Source organism: Providencia sp. CIM-Carb-044 (genome assembly GCF_033901115.1).
Classification (GTDB): Bacteria; Pseudomonadota; Gammaproteobacteria; order Enterobacterales; family Enterobacteriaceae; genus Providencia; species Providencia hangzhouensis.
The window spans coordinates 383,872-405,836 of sequence record NZ_JAXADV010000004.1 but is presented as its reverse complement, the minus strand read 5'-3'; the positions used below and the strand labels follow the sequence as shown (position 1 = coordinate 405,836).

Genomic DNA, 21,965 nt, shown 5'->3' with positions numbered 1-21,965 from the left:
TCACCGCCGGTGAGTTTATGAACCTTCACACTATCGTGTCGGAGGTTCACTATGTTCAAAAAACTATTTTTTCAAGCCAAAGCACTACCAGAGCTGTCATCGCAACTGGATGCGGACATTCCACGCTACCCGCCATTCCTGAAAGGGTTGCCAGCTGCGTCCCCCGAGGATTTGCAGTCCACACAAGACGAGCTAATAGCCAAACTGCGTCAGGTACTTGGCTTTAACCTGCGTGACTTTCAAAGGCTGATTCAACCCTGCATTGATCATCTGGCTGCTTATGTCCACTTGCTGCCAGCTTCTGAGCATCATCATCACAGTGGTGCTGGTGGTTTATTACGTCATTCTTTGGAAGTTGCTTTCTGGGCGGCACAAGCAGCTGAAGGGATCATCTTCGTTGCCAGTGGCACACCGGTTGAGAAAAAAGAGCTGGAACCAAGGTGGCGTGTTGCGGCGGCATTAGGCGGTTTGTTCCATGATATTGGTAAGCCTGTTTCAGACTTGTCCATCACAGACGAAGATGGACGCTATCAGTGGAACCCTTTTTTAGAAACCTTATCCCAGTGGACCACTAATAACAGCATTGAACGCTATTTCATTCGCTGGCGCGACGGACGGAGCAAGCGGCACGAGCAATTTTCAATTCTGGTGTTAAACCGGGTGATGACACCTGAGTTGCTCGCCTGGTTAACCCAACCGGGCCCTGAAATTTTGCAAGCCATGCTGGAAGCGATTGGCAATACCGATCCAGAGCATGTCCTGTCTAAATTGGTTATTGAAGCTGACCAAACCAGTGTACAGAGAGATCTTAAAGCTCAACGAATTTCCGTTGACGACAATGCCCTTGGTGTCCCAGTTGAACGCTATCTTCTTGATGCCATGAGGCGATTACTTGCCAGTTCGCAATGGCTGGTCAATCAGCGAGATGCCAGAGTTTGGATACGAAAATCGAATCAATCAACCCATCTTTACCTGGTTTGGAAAAGCGCTGCTAAGGACATCATTGAGCTGTTGGCCAAAGACAAGATACCTGGCATTCCAAGAGATCCCGATACCCTTGCGGACATCCTCATTGAGCGAGGATTGGCCACTAAATCCGCCTCAAATGAGCGATATGAAAGCCTTGCCCCTGAAGTTCTGATCAAAGACGACAAGCCAATCTGGTTACCCATGCTGCATATATCTGAGGCCGATTTATTGTTCAGCTCGAATGTGCCAAGTAGCGTGGCACTGTTTAGCAAATCTGAATGGGAAGCAAGAAAGCAAACACAAGCAGAGCCACAGAGTCGCTCCAGTGAGCAGCCAGGCTTGCCTGAAGCGTCATCATCAATTGAACTCAGCAATTCGGCTGAGTCGCCATCGACAAAATCATCCGAACAAGATGATGAACTTCGTCATGCCAGTGATGTTAATCACCTTCAGGCAACTGAAAATGTTCCGGGTGATGGATGCGAAAAGCCTAGCGATTCAAACGATGCCGCTATCTCAAATAACGTAAACCAGCACGATGCAGACGCATTTAATCTCCCTGAATCTTTGGCGTGGCTCCCAGAGGCCAGCAGTGCGTTGGTTATGGTTGGTGAACAGATCTTGATCCGCTATCCCGATGCCGTAAGGCCTTGGTGCGCTCCCCGAAAACTGCTTGCTGAACTCAGTCGATTAGATTGGCTTGAACTAGATCCTGCAAACCCGACACGTAAGGCCAGAACTGTGACCTCGAATAATGGAGTTCAGGAGCAAGGGTTACTGCTGAAAGTATCGATTTCTAAAGGGCTAACTGCACTGATAGACCTTTCCAAACAAGACGCAGAATCAGTGACAGCAATTCAGAACGAAGAGGCTTCACAGCGTCCGAGTCGAACTGAGACAACCAATGCCCAAGCAAAGGAGCCCGCCACAAGAGCGGAGCGTAAGCAAAAGCCGATTGCGCTCAATACGAACTCAAGTACAGACCCCAAAAACGCGCAGCGGCAACAGATGGTTAATTTTGTGAAAGATTTGCCCATCTTACTGACCGATGGCGATTACCCAGACGTGGATCATAGTGCCGATGGTATTCGCGTCACGATACAAACCTTACGCCAAGTCGCCAAGGAGCATGGCATTCCAGCCGGGCAATTGCTTCGGGGGATCTCGGCCAGTGACCAATGCCAGTTTGATGAGGGGGAAACGGTTCTGTTTACCGCTCACGCTAAACGTTAATCCTTTTGAAATTGCAAGGATTGCTAACGGTTATTTGCGGAGCATGAATGAAAGAAAACGCATATGAGATGCCCTGGCGCACGAACTATGAGGCCATGGCAGCAGCAGGTTGGCTGGTTGGTGCAACTGGGGCAATTGCCGCAGAAATGCTGACTGAGTTACCACCTGAGCCATTTTGGTGGATGACAGGGATTTCCTCGGGCATGGCGTTGTATCGCCTGCCTGAGGCTTACCGTCTTTATAAGTTGCAGAAGGGGCTAAAAGGCAAACCATTGGCATTTATGGAGCTGTCGCATTTACAAAAGGTGATGGCAAAACATCCTGATGAATTGTGGTTAGGGTATGGCTTTGAGTGGGACCAACGTCATGCTCAACGTGCTTATGAAATCTTAAAGCGGGATAAGCAAACCTTGCTTAACCAAGGTCACGGCAAACAAATGGGTTCGACCTGGATTCATGGTGTCGAGCCCAAAGAAGAAGATGTGTACCAGCCAGTTGGTCACACCGAGGGGCATACCTTAATTGTCGGTACGACCGGTGCCGGAAAAACCCGATGCTTTGATGCGATGATCACTCAGGCCATTTTGCGTAATGAAGCCGTGATTATTATTGACCCTAAGGGAGACAAGGAACTTAAGGATAATGCGCAGCGAGCCTGTATTGCCGCCGGTAGTCCTGAGCGCTTTGTGTATTTTCATCCGGGTTTTCCTGAGCATTCGGTACGACTTAATCCCCTGAGGAACTTTAACCGGGGCACTGAAATTGCCAGCCGAATTGCGGCACTAATCCCATCTGAAACCGGTGCTGATCCATTTAAAGCCTTTGGCCAAATGGCATTGAACAACATAGTGCAAGGTCTGTTGCTTACGTCACAACGTCCTGATCTGAAAACACTGAGGCGATTCTTGGAAGGTGGCCCAGAAGGCTTGGTAGTAAAAGCCGTCACAGCCTGGGGTGAGCAGGTTTATCCGAACTTTAGTGTGGAGATCAAGCGCTTTACCGAAAAGGCCAATACCTTGGCTAAACAAGCCATGGCGATGCTGCTTTTCTACTACGAACGCATTCAGCCCGTTGCCGCCAATACCGATTTAGAGGGGCTATTGAGTATGTTTGAGCATGACAGAACCCACTATTCCAAGATGGTGGCCTCACTGATGCCGGTACTCAATATGCTCACATCAAGTGAACTTGGCCCACTGTTATCACCTATTGCAAACGATGTGGATGACAGCCGGTTAATTACGGATTCTGGCCGTATTATCAACAATGCCCAAGTGGCCTATATCGGATTGGATTCATTAACCGACGCCATGGTTGGCAGCGCCATTGGTTCGTTGCTTTTATCCGATCTCACCGCAGTGGCCGGTGACCGCTATAACTATGGTGTTGAAAATCGTCCCGTAAATATCTTCATCGATGAGGCGGCTGAAGTCGTCAACGATCCCTTCATTCAACTGCTCAACAAAGGCCGTGGCGCAAAAATGCGTTGTGTGATTGCTACTCAGACCTTTGCTGACTTTGCAGCCCGTACAGGCAGCGAAGCTAAGGCACGCCAGGTGTTAGGTAACATCAACAACCTGATAGCTCTTCGGGTGATGGATACCGAAACGCAGCAGTACATTACCGACAATCTGCCTAAGACTCGGTTGCAGTACATCATGCAAACGCAAGGTATGTCGTCCAACTCGGACAGCCCCGCGTTGTTTACCGGCAATCATGGCGAGCGCTTGATGGAGGAAGAAGGCGATATGTTTCCACCGCAGTTATTAGGCCAGCTTCCCAACCTGGAGTACATCGCCAAGCTTTCAGGTGGTCGCGTGATCAAAGGCCGCATTCCTATTTTAACCAGCTCTACACAGGCAGCATAAGGAGTCTGTATGCATCATTCTGTCTGTCTGAAAATGACAACACTTACCAGTAAAGAAATGCTCGCTCAGTGGCAGCAACATAACCCCCAGTTCAAGGAAACTTTAAGACTGCTTGAAACCGACTGGCCTCATGCTTTGGCGTCAGTGCACTGTTTGGCGGACTATTTAACAGATGCGCTCACGTTAGATGGCCATTCCATCTTTGATTTGTGCCTTTGTAATGGTTTGGGCAGTTATGAAGAAGTCAGTTGTGATGATGACAGTATCCGACTGTGGCATTTCATTGAGGCACTGACCTGGACTGCCGCCAGTGCTTTAACGGGGATTCGCCTGCGTGATCCTGACCATTTTGAGTGGGCCGCTGTGGATGGTGTGTATTTCTACTCCTGGATTCGTAATCGTCCAAATCGGATGGTGTATTTGGCTGAAGGACGCATCGATGTGCGTTATGTCAGTGGCCATACGACGACAAAGCGGCTTCAACAAGTGATTAAAGCCCGGATTATGACGCCAACCGTTGCAGCCATGCTGGCGCGAGTAGAAGAGGATGTTTGGCATGAGCAAGCATAAGTCGGTTTGGCTGCTGTGTCTGGCACTGATGCTAGAGATTATTGCCATTGGCGTGTTAGTGCCTGGTGATTGGACTGGCCGGGTCATTAGTAAAGAGAAGCAGATGATCCAAAATCAATTGGGCGCACAAACAAGCTATTGGATTGGTCAAACTAGCCATCGCTGGTATCAGTCATGGGTTGTGGATACGCAGATGGAGCAATCTGTGCGTGATTTTTTAATCCCCACTGAAGAGCAGCGACTTCGTTCTAAAGGGATGGAGAACATGGGAGGCTTTTGGTTTGTGTGGGTAGAAGACCGTATTCAGGCATTTTTTGATGTGCTGTACCAAGTGTTCACTCGATTTGCTTTACTGATGGTCTGGTTGCCCTTTGCGCTTATTCTCATGTTACCGGCGCTGTGGGACGGCTTGATGACCTGGAAGATTAAAAAGACAACCTTTGATTTTTCAAGCCCTATCATTCACCGCTACAGCATGATCATCTTGGGCTCAGGCGTCATCTTGCTGTTTATGGGATTGTTCGCCCCGCTGGCTATTCCACCGGTGGTGTTACCGTCGCTGATCATCGGTTTAGCATTAATGGCGGGGTTGGCGTTAAGTCACTTGCAGAAGAAGATATGAGGCCAGTTAGGCCTCATCTTGTAGAGCTAAAACCTGACGCCTACGGTATTTCCGTTCTCGTCTTCAGCTGGCAAATGATAAGTATCAATAAGGTGACCTTGAAGCCAAATATATTGCGGCATCCAAAACGAGTACTGTCGTATAAGAGCCAATACTTCTTTCAGCGATTTGTTTGTATGAGGCTCGGCAAGACGAAAGTACATGAATGAGCAATAATCTCGAAAATACTCATGAAGCTCTGAATCCGATAGCGTTTCTTTTAGCGGCCTGTTTTGTTCGTTTTCCTCATCAGAGGAATTGGCATAAATTTCGAATAGCTGCTTTTCAGTGAGCATCTCCAAGAAGTGGTCTTCAATTAAAATTCCATCACTGGTATCGACATCCATACCATCTTTGACATCAAAAGCCATGACACATCCTGAAGATAACGCCACTTCTGATGGCTTCAGTAAGTCATTAGCTTGTACAACTTGATGCCAATGATTAAAACCAACAGAGATTGCAATTTCATCGAGTGCTTGAGTGTGTGGAATAGATTTTTCACGTTTAAGCTTTCGTGCTTTTTGCTTTAAACGTTCAACCGTGGCAGAGGAAATGATTTTAGTAATTTGCATTGAGTTTCTCCTATTAGCGAATACGGTGCCCACTGCCGAGGTCGCAGAAAAAACCTAAGCAAAAAATAAATTTGATATGCATGTCGTCCCGTCCGGGTTTGCTAAAGTGGGCAGCTGGTCTCGACACGACCAATATCCTCATCATATCAACCGCATCAAAAAGATCAATTGTCAGTATTGTCTGAGTAGAACCCTCAAAACCTTCAAAAATTCGGCATCTAGCTGACCACCGAACCTGCCAATCCCAAGGCATTCTTCACTTCTCAATTCAAACAACGAGGAGTGACTATGGAACCTGTAAATATTCCATCCTATATCGATGACCCGCCGCACTTCCTGCTTTGGAGTGCCGATGAGATGGCTCCCATTCTGTTGGGGCTAGTGATCGGCATTTTTACCGGTAATGCCTTGGTTTTATGCCTGTTGGGGTTGGTGACAACCAAGCTCTATCGGCGTTTTCGTGATGGTCGCCCAGATGGTTTTATTCTTCACGCCATCTACTGGGCCGGACTGTTGCCAACCAAAGCCAAGACGATCCCTAACCCATTTATCAGGAGCTATCTGCCGTGAAGTTCGACGTGTTTTTAAAATCATGGCAAGGCACGAAATTAGAGAACCGATGGCAGCGGTTCCTGATTGCAGTGCTGGTGCTATCTAATTTGCTGCTTGCGGTAGCGGCATTTTCTCGCAATACCGTGGTGGCCATTCAACCACCAACCTTGTCTGAAACGGCTGAAGTGTCACGAAACCAGGCCACTCAGCCTTACCTGGAATCTTGGGGACTCTACCTGGCTGAGCTTATGGGCAACGTGACGCCGGGCAATGTGTCCTTTATCCGGGTTGCTATCGAGCCGCTACTTTCACCTGCGGTGTACCAGCAAGTGGTCGATGCACTGGAGATTCAGGCAAGACAGATCCGTGAAGACCGAGTCACGCTCAAATTCCAACCCAGACAAGTGGAGTATGAGTATGAAACCGGCCATGTCTTTGTGACCGGTTATTCCTTGGTCTCTGGACCATCTGGAGATGAACAGCGCCAAACTCGCACCTATGAGTTTGACATCGATATTGAGCAATACCGTCCAAAACTCAATTGGATGGATACGTATGAGGGGCAAGCTAGAACGAAGCGAGTTCGTGAAAAGTTGACCCAAGAGCAAAACCGGAGGGTGAATGATGCGAACCAAAATTAGTCGATGGATAACACCAAGCTTAATCGCAATGAGCTTGAGTGGCGTCCTTTTATCTCAAGCGTCGTATGCAGACGTGGAATTGCCGATTGTGCCAGCCAGTGTGATGAAGCAGTCTGCTACTGCAAATCCACCGGTTCAAAGCAATTCGGTTGCAGCAGATACGCCAACAACGCTACTGATGACACCGGGGGTTAATGAACTGATCCCTGTAGCACTTGGTCATCTGAACCGGATTGTGACGCCGTTTGAATCGCCTCAGGTGAGAACAACCAGTGATGCTCAGACGCAAATCAAGGGGAATGTTGTATATGTGGCCACGGACAAAGAATCACCGGTTTCACTTTACATCACTCCGCCTGGTCAGGAAGCGTCCGCATTATCTGTCACCTTAGTACCTCGTCGTATTCCACCGCGTGAAATCACCTTAGCTATTGATGGTCAGCAGTGGCCTATTAAGGGCGTCGTGAACCGCAAAGCCGCCACTTGGGAAACAGCTCAACCTTACGTCGATAGCTTGCGTGACTTACTCAGACGCCTTGCACTAAATGAGTTACCACAAGGCTATGACATCCGTTTAGCTGGCCAAACTGACACAAGCCCGAAATGTTTTCAGCCGGGCTTAAAGTTTGGTTTTAAGCAGGGGCAAATTGTGACGGGACATTACTTCACCGTCTATGTAGGACTGGTTGAAAGCTTTGCCGATGAGCCGATAGAAGCCAGTGAAATAGCCTGTCCTTCACCAGATTTAGTGGCAAGCGCCTACTGGCCTCGCAATATCTTGTTGCCGGGTGAAAAGACTGAGTTGTATGTGGTTGTTCGCAATCATCGTGAAGAAGCGGTGGAAAGTCAGCGACCTTCGCTTCTTGTGGGAGATGAATAACGATGAAAGCACAATGGGAACAAATGAGCCCGAACATGAAGCGGGGCCTATCGGTTGCTGGTATTGCTGGTGGTCTCATCCTTATGGTGATGGTGTTTTCACCTAATCCTGACGATGACTCAAGTAGTCGGAACCGACAGGAAACGATCCGGCACATTCTTACGGATACCAATACTCGTGATGTTGGGGTCGATAGTTTGGCTGCGAACGTAAAACTACTCAGTGAGCGCAATGAACAGTTACGTCGTGAAGTTGAGCGCTTGCGTCGTGACGTCGATTCAGGACGGCTAAGCCCAGGTTCGCCTTCTATACCAAGTGAAGTCAATGCGGAGCTGGCCCGCCTTCGAGCGGAACTTGATGATGTTCGCGCTGGAGGTGATGCAGCAGTTGAAGGCACAAATAGCCGCTTTGAAGTGCCTTTATCTGCCATGGAATTGCCTAAAGAAGAAAAGCCATTGCCGTCTAACCCAGACGACTATTTTGCCAATGCGCCACTTCCTGATCCGCTCTATCAGCAGCCAGCCAATGGCCAAGGTACACGAGCTCGGGATGTTCCATTGCCGCCAATCACGATTCGTATGATTGAGCCTGAAGTGGTTGTCGAACCAGACGTTGTTGTGCAAGAAGCGCCGCCTTTGTATCTACCGGCGGGCAGCATTATCTCGGGTACTTTGATCACGGGTTTGGATGCTCCTACTCATGAGTCCGCAAGACGTGAGCCTTTTCCTGCATTGCTGAGGATTCAAAAGGAAGCCATTTTACCCAACCGATTTAGAGCGGATATCAAAGAGTGTTTCTTGATCGCCGCAGGTTACGGTGATTTGAGCTCTGAGCGTGCTTATTTGCGAGGCGAGACCATTTCATGTGTGAGAGAAGATGGTGGCGTCATTGAAACACGACTGGATTCTTATGCCGTAGGTGAAGACGGCAAAGCCGGTATTCGTGGCCGATTAGTGTCGAAACAAGGCCAACTGGTGGCCAAATCGATGATGGCCGGATTCCTTCAGGGCTTGGCAGGCGCATTTGATGTGAATCCTGTACCAACGATTCAGACGGGTAATGCAGGTGATACTCAGCTGTACCAGCAAGTCATGAGCCAAGAAGCATTACAAGGTGCTGCAATTAAAGGCACTGGTAAAGCATTGGATCGAGTGGCCAAGTTCTATCTGGACATGGCTGAAAATATGTTTCCAGTCATAGAGGTAGACGCTGCAAGGAAAATTGAAGTCATAGTCACTCGTGGGGCCTCGTTGTCGTTGGCCACTTCGCAAGGGGGAGGTGCAAGAAGATGAAAAAATCCTGCATGTTGCTGACCGATCGAAGTCCGTTTCAGACAATAAGATGTGTATCCAGAGGAGAGTTAACCATGACGACATCAATGCAGAACAACCCAAAGCACCAGTCAAAACAGTGGTCTAAAGCTGGATTACTTTTATTGGCAGTCGGCTCAACCTTATTGTCTGGCTGTAGTTCATTGGGTCTTGGGAGTAGTGAATATGGATGCCCAGGTATGCCTGACGGTGTGCGCTGTTTATCCGCTCGTGAAGTCTATGAGCTTACCAGCAATGGTGCTGCACCCAAGACGATTGATGCTGTGGCGGCTCGAATTGGTTCTCCCTCTGGGTATTCACAATCTGATTTAGAGACAGGACTGCTGAGCCATCCAGCATTACCTGAGACGCAGCAATCTGCACCTATTCGCATTCCTTCAAGGGTGATGCGAATTTGGATTGCGCCTTGGGAGGATGACCGTGGAGATCTGAATTTATCCAGCTACGTGTTTACCGAAATTGAACCGCGACGGTGGGATATTGGGGTGTCAGCACCTCGAACGGTTTCGCCAGTGCTACGTCCACTTCAGACTCAAAGCGATTCAGCCTCAGCGGGAGCTGATGGTAAGCGCGATAACTTGAGTATCTACGGAGAAACTAACGAATGACAAATGCAGTTCGCAGCATTCAGACTCAGCGCCTAATGACCATTGGTGCGCTTGGTTTGATGGCGTTAATGATTTCGGAGCCCTCATTTGCGGGCACCGGAGGTGATGCTTTCACTGATGTGTGGGATACCCTAAAAGATTGGACCCAAGGTACTTTGGGACGGATCGTAGCGGGAGCCATGGTTCTGGTGGGTATTGTAGGCGGTATCGCTCGCCAAAGCTTGATGGCTTTTGCCTTGGGCATTGGTGGCGGTATGGGGCTCTACAACACACCAACAGTCGTTGAAAGTGTTATGTCTGCAACCTTACCTGTTGTTGCCAGCACTCAAGAAGTTATTGGCACAACTGTTCCAGCAATCAGCGCCGTTTTACTGGGCACCTGATAAACTGAATAGAGACCTTTAAAAGGTTTGGGTCTACAAAGTCACTGCTTTTTAGACCCAATTTTTTACATTCTAAATTCATTATTAGTAACGTTGCCTAGTAATTCGTTGCTCACAGTTTTAAATAGTTTCGCCAACATATTTTGCAGGTAAACTTGAAACTTGTCCTGAGCTAGGGTTCTATCAAATACATCTGTTGGTAAGAAACGTTTCATTTCTGCAATGAACGCTTCACTAGATACAATACCAGGAAGTCGGTCAAGAAAGTTATCCAACATTTTGTTGAAGTGCTCAAGTTTATAATCTGACACCTTGTTTTTAACTAAGTCCATATTGAGTGTCGCGCCTTGTTGCTGTAACCAAGCTAAATCCCATATATCTCGGTGGCGGACATACCTTGTAGTGGCAGGCAAGGAAATGATTTTATCCGCCATGACTTCATCCAAGCTTTCTGTCAAAATTAGCGTATCACTGTATCCATCAGGCAAAAAATCATAGTTTATTTGAAGAGGTTGGGGCTCTCTTGTATAGGCTGGAATGTTTGCCACTTCTACTTTGATTTTTTGTTTTGGCAGATCTTTTCTCTCAGGAGAAGTCACTACAGCTATTTGCCACTTATCAATGCTCAATTCAGAATATTTGGGATCTTGCTTTAGATCCTTTGGTTCTTTTACTGTCACTTCAAGCCCGTATCGTTCACCAATGTACTTTTCTATACAATGTTTCATGTCTGCCAGCATCGCTGAGCTGAAATCCTTCCCGCCAGCAAAATCCAGATCTTCGCTGAAACGATTGCCGCCATAACAAAGGCGCAATGAAGTGCCACCTTGAAAAGTTAGTTTGTCTAGAAGTCCACCTTTCTCTAGCGCAAATAAAATATCGTAGTGTAAGAGCTCTTTCTCTATCACTGAGCGCATATGAGATACATTTTCAACCTGCATTGCTTTATTTACCAATTGCGCGAAATTTTCTTGATCAATTTTCATATAGCCCATCCTTGCTTACTAAATGTGTATTTCGGCCAACTCGTTTTAAGTCTCTGTATGCAGTTTGTTTCGTTGCTAACCTAAGCGGTCTGCCGACTAAACTGGTATTTTCTAAAATATCCATTGGATCTCGTTTCGTATGCGTAAATTCAATTGTACCCAAAGGTGTTTTGAATTCACCGGAACGTCCCGTTGTCATAACAGTTAAGCGATCTACTGGAATTTGCGAAATAACTCCAAAATCAGAAAGTGCAGACTCTAGGCTAATGTAGTTATATTCTCCACGCCGAATGGTTTTAGCAATTTGCTCCAACGTATCGCTGCCTTTCGACTGCGCTAAATTGTATAAGTACACACCATTAATGATTCGGGTGAGTAAGCCATCGTCTTGCAAACGTTTAATTCCCGCACGCAATGCTCGTTCATTATCTTGATGAAAGATTTTCGCCAGATCTGAATTAGTAAAAACACAGCGACCACGCTTGTCATATTCTAATAGCTTTTTAATTGCCTCAGCCTTTTTCACAATACGCCTCTAGTTATCAAGGATGGCACTTAAACATGTCATAAGTGTAGACTTAATTCTCATGGGGCGCAAGTGTACAATAATGACGCCAAAAAGCGTCAAATTTGTCAACTTGACCTCTAGGGGGGATTAAAAGGACTTGGTTAGTTTACCCAGTGATGAATTTTAACACCCAGAGTGTGAAAAAGCGGGTTTAGATAAACTAGATGAATTGGGTAAGCCTGTAAGGCTGCCAGAATGAAAGCTATACCTGAATTAATAGTGCGTAACAACAAGTGGCACCCTAGCAAGGCACCCAATTCTTCAATCTATCTAACCGAGTCCATATAGGACAACTGCATAGACTGGAGCCTCGATTTACATTAACGAGGACTCCTCATGCGAAAACTATCTCCAATTATTCTGGCGCTTGCGCTGTCTCCATTGGTTCAAGCTGAACCTGTGTCTGAAGTGTCGCCCGTTGGCAAAATTGACGGCATGGTTTCTTTGCCGGTCACGGGTATGAAAGCGGTCGAAAGCAATGGCCGTATTGTTTTCATGTCAGACAGTGGCCGGTTCGTCATTGATGGCACGCTCTATGATGCCTGGTCCAAAAAGCCGCTTACTAGCCTTGAAGAAATTCGAGAAGCGGGAAACACGCTGGACTTAAGTCGTCTTGGCTTAAAAATGGATGATTTGAACCCACTGACTTTAGGCGAAGGCAAAAAGAAAGTGGTGGTCTTTGTTGACCCACGATGCCCGCACTGCCATGAGCTTTTGAAACAAGCTTTACCGCTAACCAAAGAATACACCTTCCAAATACTCCCTGTGCCAGTGCTTGGTCCAGATTCAGAGCGTCAGGTTCGCCAGCTTGGTTGTGCGCGTGACAAGAAAGCGGCCACCGATGCATTGCTGAATGGCCGGATTGGTAACCTAGAGCAGGATGATGCCTGCAACTTAGAGCCAATGCAGCGTACCTTGGTGACCGCTCAAATTCTGGGAATTCAAGGTGTGCCTTTCATCGTCGCCAATGATGGTCGCATCAGCCGAGGCCGTCCTTATGATCTTTCTGCTTGGTTGGAGGGGCGTTAATGAAAGCCTCTCTGTATTCAGGGCAACGCGCTTCAGAGCTCTTGCCAGTATTGGCCTATTCAGACGATGAGCAACTGTTTTTCATGGAAGACCAGAGTGTTGGCTTTGGTTTTCTATGTGACCCATTGCCTGGTGGTGATGAGTCTGTTGCAGACAGGGTTAATGTTCTACTCAACAACGACTGGCCAAAAGACACTTTGCTGCAATTTGGCCTGTACGCCTCGCCTGATATTCAAACCGACCTTCAGCGCATGATGGGCTTACGGCATCGTCAATCCGATCCATTGCTTAGGGCGTCGATACGCAAACGTGCGGATTTCCTCGATGGGGGCACGGTTCAACCGATAGAAGAATCGACCCAGACTCAGGTACGCAACTTTCAACTGATCGTCACCTGCAAATTGCCTTTGGAAAGTCCTATACCGACGGAGCGTGAGTTGAGTCGAGCATCCGCGCTTCGGGCTTCTTTCTCGCAGGCGCTGGCAACAGTTGGTTTTCGCGTCACGGAGATGACTGACCGAAATTGGCTCGCAGCATTAAGTGCGCAGCTTAACTGGGGAAAAGATGCTTCCTGGCGCAATCCATCACCAATCCGCAGTGAGGCTGATAAACCACTTCGAGAGCAAGTGTTGGATTATGACCGAGCTATCAAAGTGGATAGCCAAGGTCTGATGTTGGGTGATTACCGAGTTAAAACCTTATCGTTTAAGCGCTTGCCTGAACGGATCTGGTTTGGTCATGCCGCAAGTTTTGCGGGCGATATGATGACGGGCAGTCGCGGTTTACGCGGAAGCTTTTTGCTGAATGTCACCATTCACTTTCCTTCAGCCGAGGCCATGCGATCTCGTCTAGAGACGAAGCGTCAATGGGCGGTCAATCAGGCCTATGGCCCAATGCTCAAGTTTGTGCCGGTGCTTGCAGCCAAGAAAAAGGGATTTGATGTTCTTTTTGAAGCCTTGCAAGAAGGTGATCGTCCTATTCGGGCAAATATGACTTTGACGCTGTTTTCACCAACGGAAGAAGCGTCGATCAGCTCTGTTTCAAATGCTCGAACCTATTTCAAAGAACTCGGATTTGAACTGATGGAAGATAAGTACTTCTGTTTGCCCATATTCCTGAATGCTTTGCCATTTGGTGCTGATCGCCAGGCGATGAACGACTTGTTTCGATTCAAGACCATGGCGACACGGCATGTGATCCCTCTGTTGCCTTTGTTTGCAGATTGGAAAGGCACGGGCACGCCAGTGATTAACTTTGTTTCCCGCAATGGCCAGATCATGAGTGTGTCCCTTTATGACTCGGGCAGTAATTACAACTGTTGCATCGCGGCGCAATCGGGATCGGGCAAGTCATTCCTGGTGAACGAAATCATCTCCTCCTACTTATCTGAAGGCGGGCAATGCTGGGTAATTGATGTTGGCCGCTCTTATGAAAAGCTCTGTGAAGTCTATGACGGTGAGTTCTTACAGTTCGGGCGGGACAGTGGCATCTGCTTAAATCCGTTTGAAATCGTTGAGGACTATGACGAAGAAGCGGACGTACTGGTTGGGTTATTGGCCGCAATGGCCGCACCCACGCAGTCATTAACGGATTTTCAGATGGCCAACTTAAAACGTCAGACCCGTGAACTGTGGGAGAAAAAAGGTCGTGCCATGTTAGTTGATGATGTGGCAGAGGCCTTAAAAAATCACGAAGACCGACGTGTGCAAGACGTGGGTGAGCAGCTCTATCCGTTTACGACACAGGGCGAATATGGCCGCTTCTTTAATGGCCACAATAATATTCGCTTCAAAAACCGTTTCACCGTTCTGGAGTTAGAAGAGCTCAAGGGACGCAAGCACCTGCAACAAGTGGTGTTGCTTCAGCTTATCTACCAAATCCAACAAGAGATGTACTTAGGTGAGCGGGATCGTCGCAAGATTGTGTTCATTGACGAAGCCTGGGATCTGCTGACTCAAGGTGATGTCGGTAAGTTCATCGAGACGGGGTACCGGCGATTTCGAAAATATGGCGGCAGTGCTGTAACGGTAACGCAGTCGGTCAACGATTTGTATGACAGCCCTACAGGTAAAGCCATCGCTGAAAACTCGGCCAATATGTACCTGCTTGGTCAAAAAGCTGAAACCATCAACGCCCTCAAAAAAGAAGGCCGCTTGCCACTGGGTGAAGGCGGCTATGAATACCTGAAAACGGTTCATACCGTCACGGGTGTCTATTCCGAAATTTTCTTTATTACCGAAATGGGCACCGGGATTGGCCGCCTCATTGTCGATCCGTTTCACAAGCTGTTGTACTCGTCCCGTGCAGAAGATGTAAACGCGATTAAACAGTTAACGCGCAAAGGCCTTTCTGTTGCTGATGCCATCTCTCAGTTGTTGAAGGAGCGAGGCTATGAATAAGACCACGCTTTGGCCATTTATGGCCTCTATTACTTTGTCTATTGCAGGCAGCGGTTTAATGACCAGCTGGCTCTTAATGAAAACACTCGAACCCATCCACAGCCAGTTGGCGTTAAGTACGCCCATTGCAGTCGTAGATTTTGGGGAGGCGGTGTTGTCACTGGGCCCCAATGCCAGCGAACAAGACATCGAATCCAGGTTGCTTCAGACCAATCAGCAAATTGAAAAGTTAAAAACAGCCGGTTTTATCGTGCTGGATGCCCAAGCGGTGGTGGGTGCTGATGATTCCGTATTTGTGCCAGTAGGCTCAAAGGAGGTGTCTCATGCAGATACTCCGTAAAAGAATGCCTTGGCGGCCATATCTCATCCGGTTGACCGCTCTCGCGTTAATCATGGCCGTGGTAGGCACCTACGCCATGATGCGCTACCGAATAGGTATCGATACCCAGCAAGAGCGATGCCTGCCTGATACCACGGTGTATCTGATTGACCTATGGAATAAAGAGCCCGTTAAGGATGGTCTGTATGCCTTCCACTCAAAAGGACTCGCTCCGTTATATAACGACGGTACTCGGATGTTGAAACGCCTAACAGGGATGCCTGGGGATGAAGTCAATGTGACGCCTGAGCATGTTCTGGTGAACGGTGCTGAAGTCTCAACCGGCATGGCATTAGCCCAGCGTCTTGGTGTGGCGGAATCACAATTTAGCCGCTCATTGACGCTGCAAAAAAACGAATATTGGTTTTCCGGCGAGGCTGCAACGAGTTTCGACTCCCGCTATTGGAATGCCGTTAAGCGCGAGCAGATTGTTGGTCGCGCTTGGCCGCTTTGGTAGGAGGTGGATGATGAGAAGACTATACCTCTTATTTTTGTTGGTTGCGCCATTGGCTTGGGTTCAAGTGTCCTGGGCACAAGAGCCTTATCCGTTGTCTGACGAGGACAAAAAGATCGTCGAAATGAGCCGCAGCATTTTACAAAGTGCTGTGGATGGTTCATCTGAATTTATCGAGCCTTTTGCACCGGTTGAACAACCTGTGTCGCTCAAACACAACGATGAATGGTTGATATTTGCGTCGTCCTCATTGGGGGATTCGTCACTGAAGCAACTATTTAAAGAGGCCAGTGTTACCGGTGCTATTGTGTTGTTTCGGGGAATTCCTGAAGGAAAGACCTTGGGGGCGGCTATCCGTGATTGGCATACCCTGATGGCGGGACTTGATCCTGTTCCTCAGGTTCGAATCGATCCGAAAGCCTTTGTGCACTGGCGGGTGACTAGCGTGCCTGCCATTTTTCGCATAGACGATGACAAGGTGACTGCAAGTGCACTAGGGGTTTACAGCAAGGACTGGTTGCAACGCCAAATTGAAACCGGCAATACCGGTTCATTGGGTCAACGCGGTCCGATTCATTCGATTTTAGAACCGGATTTGATGCAAGTGGCGATGCAGCGATTACAGTCGATTGACCTGGGCGCATTAAAGAAAAAAGCCATTGAGCGTTTCTGGTCTCGCCAAACATTCACTGACTTACCCAAAGCCACGCAGTATCGGATAAGAACGGTTGATCCAACCATCGTCATGCAGCGGCCACTATTGGATGCCAATGGCCGAACATTGATCCCAACAGGAACGCGTATTAACCCGCTAAAAGCCTTGCCGTTCACTCAGCAGCTTGTGGTGTTTAATGCGTCGAACGCTGAAGAAGTGGACGCAGTAGCGCATTGGCTTGAGACGCAAGATAGGACACTGCGCCGCATTACGCTTATCACCACGCAGCTCGACCGTGCCCAAGGCTGGAATCGCCTCAATGCGCTCGAAAAGACATTGGATAGTCCGGTTTACCTTCTCAATGCCTCGCTAAAGCAGCGCTTTGATCTGCAAGTCACCCCATCGTTTGTTCAAGCAAAGGGGCTCGCGTTTGAAATAGAAGAAATTCCAGCAAAGGAGCTTGTTCATGAAAAAGCTCAATAATACGTATCGTCTGTTGCGGACTCTCGTTGTCATGTTTGTCCTTGGCGCATCTATTCCTGCAAAAGCCGAACTGACCTGCCCAGACGCGGGTTTATTGTCGGGTAAGTTGCTGACGGATGTTTGCTGGTCATGCATTTTTCCTATCCGGGTTGCCGGTCTTCCTCTTGGCTCTGGCAGTGTCCCAAGCGGCGCATCAAACAAGTCATTTTGCTTATGTGAAGACAACTTAGGCGTGCCAAGGCCAGGTATTGTTACCAGCATGTGGGAGCCAGCGCGTTTGATTGAACTGGTCAGAACGCCAGGTTGTTCGCCTTCACTGGGAGGGATTCGTTTACCGTTAGGTGATAGACGATTGCAAGGTGGTCATGGTGAAGGTGAATACGATACCGGTGATCTTGCGTTCTACCATTACCATTATTACGCCTTTCCGCTTTTGGTCATGCTCGATTTGTTCATGGATGGCAATTGCAATGCCGATGGTTACATGGACTTTGACTTGATGTATTTGTCGGAATTGGACCCAACATGGCTGAACGATGAACTGGCCTTTTTTACTCAGCCTGAAGCTGCTGCCGTTGCCAATCCATTGGCTATTTCGGCTTGTACCGCTGACGCTGCCTCATCGACGCTTGGTAAACCCATCGACCAGTTGTTTTGGTGTGCTGGCAGTTGGGGCCATCTCTATCCCTTATCTGGCCACACCTTAGCCATTGGCTCATTAGCAGAAAACACCAGCCATTTAGCGGCGCGTGCAATCGCGGCTCAACACAGGCGTGGTCTTGCTAGGCGAACAATGGGGAACAGTGCGCTATGCCGACCTGTTATCGAACCCATGCTGCCGAAATCCCAATACAAGATGAGTATGTTCTTCCCTGTACCAGAAACTGAAAGTGCGCATGTCATCGGTGAAAGCACCATGAAATGGGGAGAGTGGCGAACGATCCCCGGTGCCGGTGAAGATGCGCTCTACATTTTGTGGCGCTGGCAAGACTGCTGTAACTCGGGAGGTTAACTATGAAACCAACACTTTTTACCCGAGTTTTAGCGGGTGTTTTATCAATCACTATGGCGTGCTTGCCCTTACATGGTGTGGCCGCTGATGTGCAGCGCCAATCCGGCTTAAGCGGACAACAAGAAGGTAAGCAATTACTGCAAAACTGGACGATGCCCGCACTTAACGGCAATACATTGTTGGTGCCGAGTGGCAGTGGTAATGAGTCCATTAACTTGCAAGAGCTATTCCCTGGTATGGATCAGGGCTCATTGGATGTCTTAACGGGCGTTTATGGCTCTGATACCAGCATGAATCAATTGGGGACGCAGCGCCAAGAGAGCATGGCATCCGAAAGTGGCGCTACGGGTGAGGCGTTTCGTTCGCTACAGCAAATCAAAGACAGGTCGCGGCCAGATATGGTCAATGATCCGCTTTGGGCATTAACCGATGCGGTTCAAACTGACCCCAATCTATTAACACAAAGCTTCCCAGGCTGTGAGTCTCAAGGTGAAGGTAGCCCAAATTACCAGCAATGCGACAGGCTCAATACAGCGGTTAACAGCTGCACGATTACTCACGATTACACGGCAGGCATTATTGAGCATGTTTCAGGGCCGATGAACCTTCGCTCTTGTGGTGAGGGTTGTCTTGAGGTTTGGATAGGGCGAATTGGTGACAACTACTGGAGTGGCCGTTGTAAAGTATTTGAACAGGCCATCACACTCAAAGTCGTGAATCCCGATGCGATTACCTCTGCCGTTCTTGAGTACGCCAAATGGGATGACTACATGCAAGTGTGGCTTGGCGATCAGAAAGTCTGGTCTGGGCCGAACAATAACTTTCCACCAGAAACGGCAGGTCGCTGCGAGCTCAGTACCAGTTGGGAGCGCAATCCAAATACCGATCTCACTGCCAAGCTAAAAGCGGTAGAACCCGGTTTAGAAGTGCCGATAAAAATTCGCGTATCGGTTACGGGTAGTGGTGAGGGGTATGCACGCATCAAGGTACGCTTTGATCCAACCAAGGTGGTGATGAATGATAGTTGGTCGCCGCAATCCTGTATCGAACAAGCAGCGGATATCCCGACAAAGTTTTCAGACTACAGCATTCAATGCACGGATCAGCCGTCTTCAACCAACGGATGTACGGTGGTTAATGGTGTTTCAGTTTGTGAATCCTACTTTGCTCCAAGCCCAGTGGCTGGCATATCGCCTTTGTGTCGTCGTGTACAAGTTAGTGTGGATGATGAAAGCTATAAGGGGATTGAAAATCAGGCCTGCCAAGTGCTTGAAGCGAACCCTTCCTGTGGCTTCATGTCGTCAGAATGTGCCGAAACCAATGATAGAGGTGAATGCATTCGTTTTACCGATACCTTTGACTGTGGATTGCAAACCAACGATCCAAAGTGCGTGGTATCCAATCTTATGCCGAGTAGTTTTGAGGCCTGTGAGCCTACTCAGACGATTACGCCATTTACTGAAACCAAGCATGTACCGGATTACCAGGTGTGCGAGAAGATCAGCACGCTTACTGAGTGTCAGTTAGAACGACGTGTATCCGCTGAAACCCATCAACAAAGCTGGTCTATTGAGCGCGGTTGCTTTAGCTCTGAAATGCTCAGCTTTGTTCCACAGCACAGCAGCACTATGCAAACTGGAAACGCGACGCTGAGAGTGTTTGATAATCAAAATACTGAGATAAAAATCACCGAGTCGCCGTCCAAGGCAAATGGCTGGAAAACGACACTCTCATTGACGGGCAACAAGGAGACGGTCACAGAGACGAAACCGTCCATTAAATACCCTGAAATGACCTGTCCAAAAGGAACCTTGGTTGGCTCATTGTGCAAGGTCGTTAATGGGTCGATTATTTCGTGGCATGAACCTCAGGAAGTCACTCGTTCCAGATGTGAATCCGGCTGGAACAAAGTTGATTTCGATACTTGCAGCCGAGAAGTTCAGAAGTGTTTGGCTCCTGCAAAACTGAGCGCTTCATTGACCTTCTCTGGCAAATACTTAGAGCAAGACGTTGTTCATCAATCAAGTGATCTGGGCATAGACCAATGCTTGATGCAAACGGATCAGTTTACTGCGGTGCAGTGGCAGTGTTTGGATACGGGCACAAAACGAATCGACGGGTTAACGGTTGGAAGTGGCGAGTTGGCCAATCTTGGAAGCCTTTATCCAGCGGTTGTTTCGTCTCCTGCTCATTTAACCAGTCGCGGCAGTTCTGATGGACTGGGGCTCTCATGCTGGAGAGCAAAAGCGACCTACAATGCTTCGACTGCTCACCCTGAGTTCAACATGGGCAGCTCGGATAGCTGGGTAGATGCCAATGGTAATACACAAACCATCGTCAATAACGGACAAAACACGACCACCAATACGTGTGCCGCGCTAGAGCAAAACCCGGCCTGTCAGTATGTCAGAACCGAATGCACTGAAGGCGGGGCTGGTCATGAAGGCTTCTGTTATATCCAAAGTTTGGTGTATGACTGCGGACAAAGCGTTGAAGTGCAAAACGCTCGAATGGAAACTCAATACAACTGTGAGGGGCCAGTTCGCTGTATGGGCACAGATTGTTTAGAGCCAGAGTCAATCAAGCAGGCTAACTTTGCAGAGGCTGCTGCCATGCTTAATGCGGCGCAGTTTATGACCAATGATATGTCATGTACGGGAGCTGACGGCCAAGACAACGTCGAGTGTACGGTCTTTAAAGGTAATGCTGGCCAGTGCAAAAAAGCCGTTGGCGGCATAGTGGATTGCTGTGAAAAGCCAAGTGGCGTGTCGTTATCAGACTACATCACGATGATAGTGGCGGTTAACAAGCTTGATACGGCAGTCATGGCCATGAATCCGTCTTCTGCAATCTATGGTTCGTGGAATACGCTTAGGGAACCGATAACGAGTACCTGGAGTGCGGTTAAAGAGCCTTTTGTGTCTGCATGGGACTCTCTCATGGGGGCTGGGCCATCAACGGCTGCTGGCGCGGGAGCGGAGCAAGCTGCGACTGGCTTTATGCAGGTGTTGACCAACAAAACGGCTGAGTGGGTAGGTACGACCTTTGGTTCGGGGGCGCAATCGGCACTGTTTAGTAACGTTGGTGGCGCAGTTGGAGCCGATGGTGTCGTTTCGGGTGGTAACTTTGCGCTGGGTGGCGCTGCGGGCGCGGTTCTGAGTACGGTTATGACGGCCTACATGATTTACTCAGTCACCATGATCCTCATTCAGCTTATCTGGAAATGTGAGCAGAGTGAGTTTGAGATGAACGCCAAGCGGGTATTGAAGAGTTGCCACTATGTAGGCTCTTACTGCAAGTCTAAGTTCTTAGGTGCCTGTGTTGAGAAACGGCAATCATATTGCTGCTTTACTTCGCCGCTTTCACGGATCATTCAAGAACAAGTTCGTCCGCAATTGGGCCTTGGCTGGGGCAGTGCGAAATCTCCCAACTGTGAAGGATTGACCGCGAGTCAGTTAAACCAGGTGGATTGGAGCCAAGTCAATCTGGATGAATGGATAGGTATCTTATCGATAACAGGCAACCTACCCGAAGTACCGTCACTGGATCTGGAACGACTCACAGGCTCAGGAAGTACGCTAAACGTTGATGGAAACCGTCAAAGTGCCGCAGATAGAGCCATTGAAAGGCTAAACGGAATGGATGCTCAGAAATTACGCCAGGAGGCGACGGAAGAAATTTCGGGGAATAATTGAGTATGTTCTTCTAAAATAACTGCCCCGATAATGT

The 21,965-nt window shown here is 48.4% G+C and carries 21 protein-coding genes; 17 read left to right on the top strand and 4 right to left on the bottom strand.

Annotation, left to right across the window (positions count from 1 at the left end; all coding sequences use genetic code 11):
- Positions 1–51: 51 nt before the first annotated feature.
- Genes mobH through SJ312_RS11325 form a run of 4 tightly spaced genes read left to right on the top strand, consistent with a single transcriptional unit; the run spans position 52 to position 5,262 of the window.
- Positions 52–2,202: a MobH family relaxase gene (gene mobH / locus SJ312_RS11340; protein ID WP_319867725.1), complete on the top strand. Its 2,151-nt coding sequence runs from the start codon at positions 52–54 to the stop codon at positions 2,200–2,202.
- A 47-nt stretch (positions 2,203–2,249) separates the two neighbouring features.
- Entirely contained in the window at positions 2,250–4,070 is a 1,821-nt protein-coding gene (gene traD / locus SJ312_RS11335) for a conjugative transfer system coupling protein TraD (RefSeq protein WP_233926413.1), read from the top strand.
- 9 nt (positions 4,071–4,079) lie between these two features.
- Positions 4,080–4,640 carry a conjugative transfer protein gene (locus tag SJ312_RS11330; protein ID WP_319867722.1) on the top strand — a complete coding sequence of 187 codons (561 nt, stop codon included), beginning with the start codon at positions 4,080–4,082 and terminating at the stop codon, positions 4,638–4,640.
- Positions 4,627–5,262, top strand: a complete 636-nt coding sequence (locus SJ312_RS11325; RefSeq protein WP_032481061.1) for a DUF4400 domain-containing protein — start codon at positions 4,627–4,629, stop codon at positions 5,260–5,262. Before SJ312_RS11330 ends, SJ312_RS11325 begins: the two co-directional genes overlap by 14 nt.
- A gap of 26 nt (positions 5,263–5,288) precedes the next feature.
- On the opposite strand, the gene SJ312_RS11320 is transcribed toward SJ312_RS11325, so the two are convergent.
- Entirely contained in the window at positions 5,289–5,876 is a 588-nt protein-coding gene (locus tag SJ312_RS11320) for a plasmid-related protein (protein WP_032482154.1), read from the bottom strand.
- A gap of 13 nt (positions 5,877–5,889) precedes the next feature.
- Positions 5,890–6,129, bottom strand: coding sequence for a hypothetical protein (locus tag SJ312_RS11315; protein ID WP_032482155.1), 240 nt, complete (start codon positions 6,127–6,129; stop codon positions 5,890–5,892).
- Between the two features lie 35 nt (positions 6,130–6,164).
- Between SJ312_RS11315 and traL the strand changes: the two genes are divergently transcribed.
- The 6 genes from traL to traA all read left to right on the top strand — a co-directional run bounded on the left by traL (position 6,165) and on the right by traA (position 10,271).
- Complete coding sequence (gene traL / locus SJ312_RS11310; RefSeq protein ID WP_000433889.1) at positions 6,165–6,446, top strand: type IV conjugative transfer system protein TraL; 282 nt, start codon at positions 6,165–6,167, stop codon at positions 6,444–6,446.
- Positions 6,443–7,069 (top strand): TraE/TraK family type IV conjugative transfer system protein, encoded by a 627-nt coding sequence (locus SJ312_RS11305; protein ID WP_319867718.1) that lies wholly within the window; start codon positions 6,443–6,445, stop codon positions 7,067–7,069. Before traL ends, SJ312_RS11305 begins: the two co-directional genes overlap by 4 nt.
- A complete protein-coding gene (locus SJ312_RS11300) occupies positions 7,050–7,949 on the top strand; it encodes a type-F conjugative transfer system secretin TraK (protein ID WP_413776558.1) in 900 nt (299 codons plus the stop codon). The genes SJ312_RS11305 and SJ312_RS11300 overlap by 20 nt, the downstream gene beginning before the upstream one ends.
- 2 nt (positions 7,950–7,951) lie before the next feature.
- Complete coding sequence (locus SJ312_RS11295) at positions 7,952–9,241, top strand: TraB/VirB10 family protein (protein WP_032482156.1); 1,290 nt, start codon at positions 7,952–7,954, stop codon at positions 9,239–9,241.
- Between the two features lie 74 nt (positions 9,242–9,315).
- The gene (locus tag SJ312_RS11290; protein ID WP_148514729.1) at positions 9,316–9,888 is read left to right on the top strand and encodes a TraV family lipoprotein; all 573 of its coding nucleotides are present in this window, start codon (positions 9,316–9,318) and stop codon (positions 9,886–9,888) included.
- Positions 9,885–10,271: a TraA family conjugative transfer protein gene (traA, locus tag SJ312_RS11285; RefSeq protein WP_004249359.1), complete on the top strand. Its 387-nt coding sequence runs from the start codon at positions 9,885–9,887 to the stop codon at positions 10,269–10,271. The genes SJ312_RS11290 and traA overlap by 4 nt, the downstream gene beginning before the upstream one ends.
- A gap of 65 nt (positions 10,272–10,336) precedes the next feature.
- Here traA and SJ312_RS11280 read toward each other — a convergent pair whose 3' ends face one another.
- Complete coding sequence (locus SJ312_RS11280; RefSeq protein WP_032482158.1) at positions 10,337–11,257, bottom strand: nucleotidyl transferase AbiEii/AbiGii toxin family protein; 921 nt, start codon at positions 11,255–11,257, stop codon at positions 10,337–10,339.
- The gene (abiEi, locus tag SJ312_RS11275; RefSeq protein ID WP_007105006.1) at positions 11,247–11,783 is read right to left on the bottom strand and encodes a type IV toxin-antitoxin system AbiEi family antitoxin; all 537 of its coding nucleotides are present in this window, start codon (positions 11,781–11,783) and stop codon (positions 11,247–11,249) included. Before abiEi ends, SJ312_RS11280 begins: the two co-directional genes overlap by 11 nt.
- Before the next feature lie 378 nt (positions 11,784–12,161).
- Between abiEi and SJ312_RS11270 the strand changes: the two genes are divergently transcribed.
- Genes SJ312_RS11270 through traN form a run of 7 tightly spaced genes read left to right on the top strand, consistent with a single transcriptional unit; the run spans position 12,162 to position 21,931 of the window.
- Entirely contained in the window at positions 12,162–12,854 is a 693-nt protein-coding gene (locus tag SJ312_RS11270; RefSeq protein WP_001228924.1) for a DsbC family protein, read from the top strand.
- Positions 12,854–15,253, top strand: coding sequence for a type IV secretion system protein TraC (gene traC, locus SJ312_RS11265; protein ID WP_024008831.1), 2,400 nt, complete (start codon positions 12,854–12,856; stop codon positions 15,251–15,253). Before SJ312_RS11270 ends, traC begins: the two co-directional genes overlap by 1 nt.
- Positions 15,246–15,593 carry a hypothetical protein gene (locus SJ312_RS11260; protein ID WP_015066569.1) on the top strand — a complete coding sequence of 116 codons (348 nt, stop codon included), beginning with the start codon at positions 15,246–15,248 and terminating at the stop codon, positions 15,591–15,593. The genes traC and SJ312_RS11260 overlap by 8 nt, the downstream gene beginning before the upstream one ends.
- The gene (locus tag SJ312_RS11255) at positions 15,577–16,089 is read left to right on the top strand and encodes a S26 family signal peptidase (RefSeq protein WP_187386332.1); all 513 of its coding nucleotides are present in this window, start codon (positions 15,577–15,579) and stop codon (positions 16,087–16,089) included. Before SJ312_RS11260 ends, SJ312_RS11255 begins: the two co-directional genes overlap by 17 nt.
- A gap of 7 nt (positions 16,090–16,096) precedes the next feature.
- Positions 16,097–17,224 carry a TrbC family F-type conjugative pilus assembly protein gene (locus SJ312_RS11250; protein WP_319867711.1) on the top strand — a complete coding sequence of 376 codons (1,128 nt, stop codon included), beginning with the start codon at positions 16,097–16,099 and terminating at the stop codon, positions 17,222–17,224.
- Entirely contained in the window at positions 17,208–18,236 is a 1,029-nt protein-coding gene (locus SJ312_RS11245; RefSeq protein WP_032482162.1) for a TraU family protein, read from the top strand. Before SJ312_RS11250 ends, SJ312_RS11245 begins: the two co-directional genes overlap by 17 nt.
- 2 nt (positions 18,237–18,238) lie before the next feature.
- Positions 18,239–21,931, top strand: coding sequence for a conjugal transfer protein TraN (traN, locus tag SJ312_RS11240; protein ID WP_032482163.1), 3,693 nt, complete (start codon positions 18,239–18,241; stop codon positions 21,929–21,931).
- Positions 21,932–21,965: the final 34 nt, after the last annotated feature.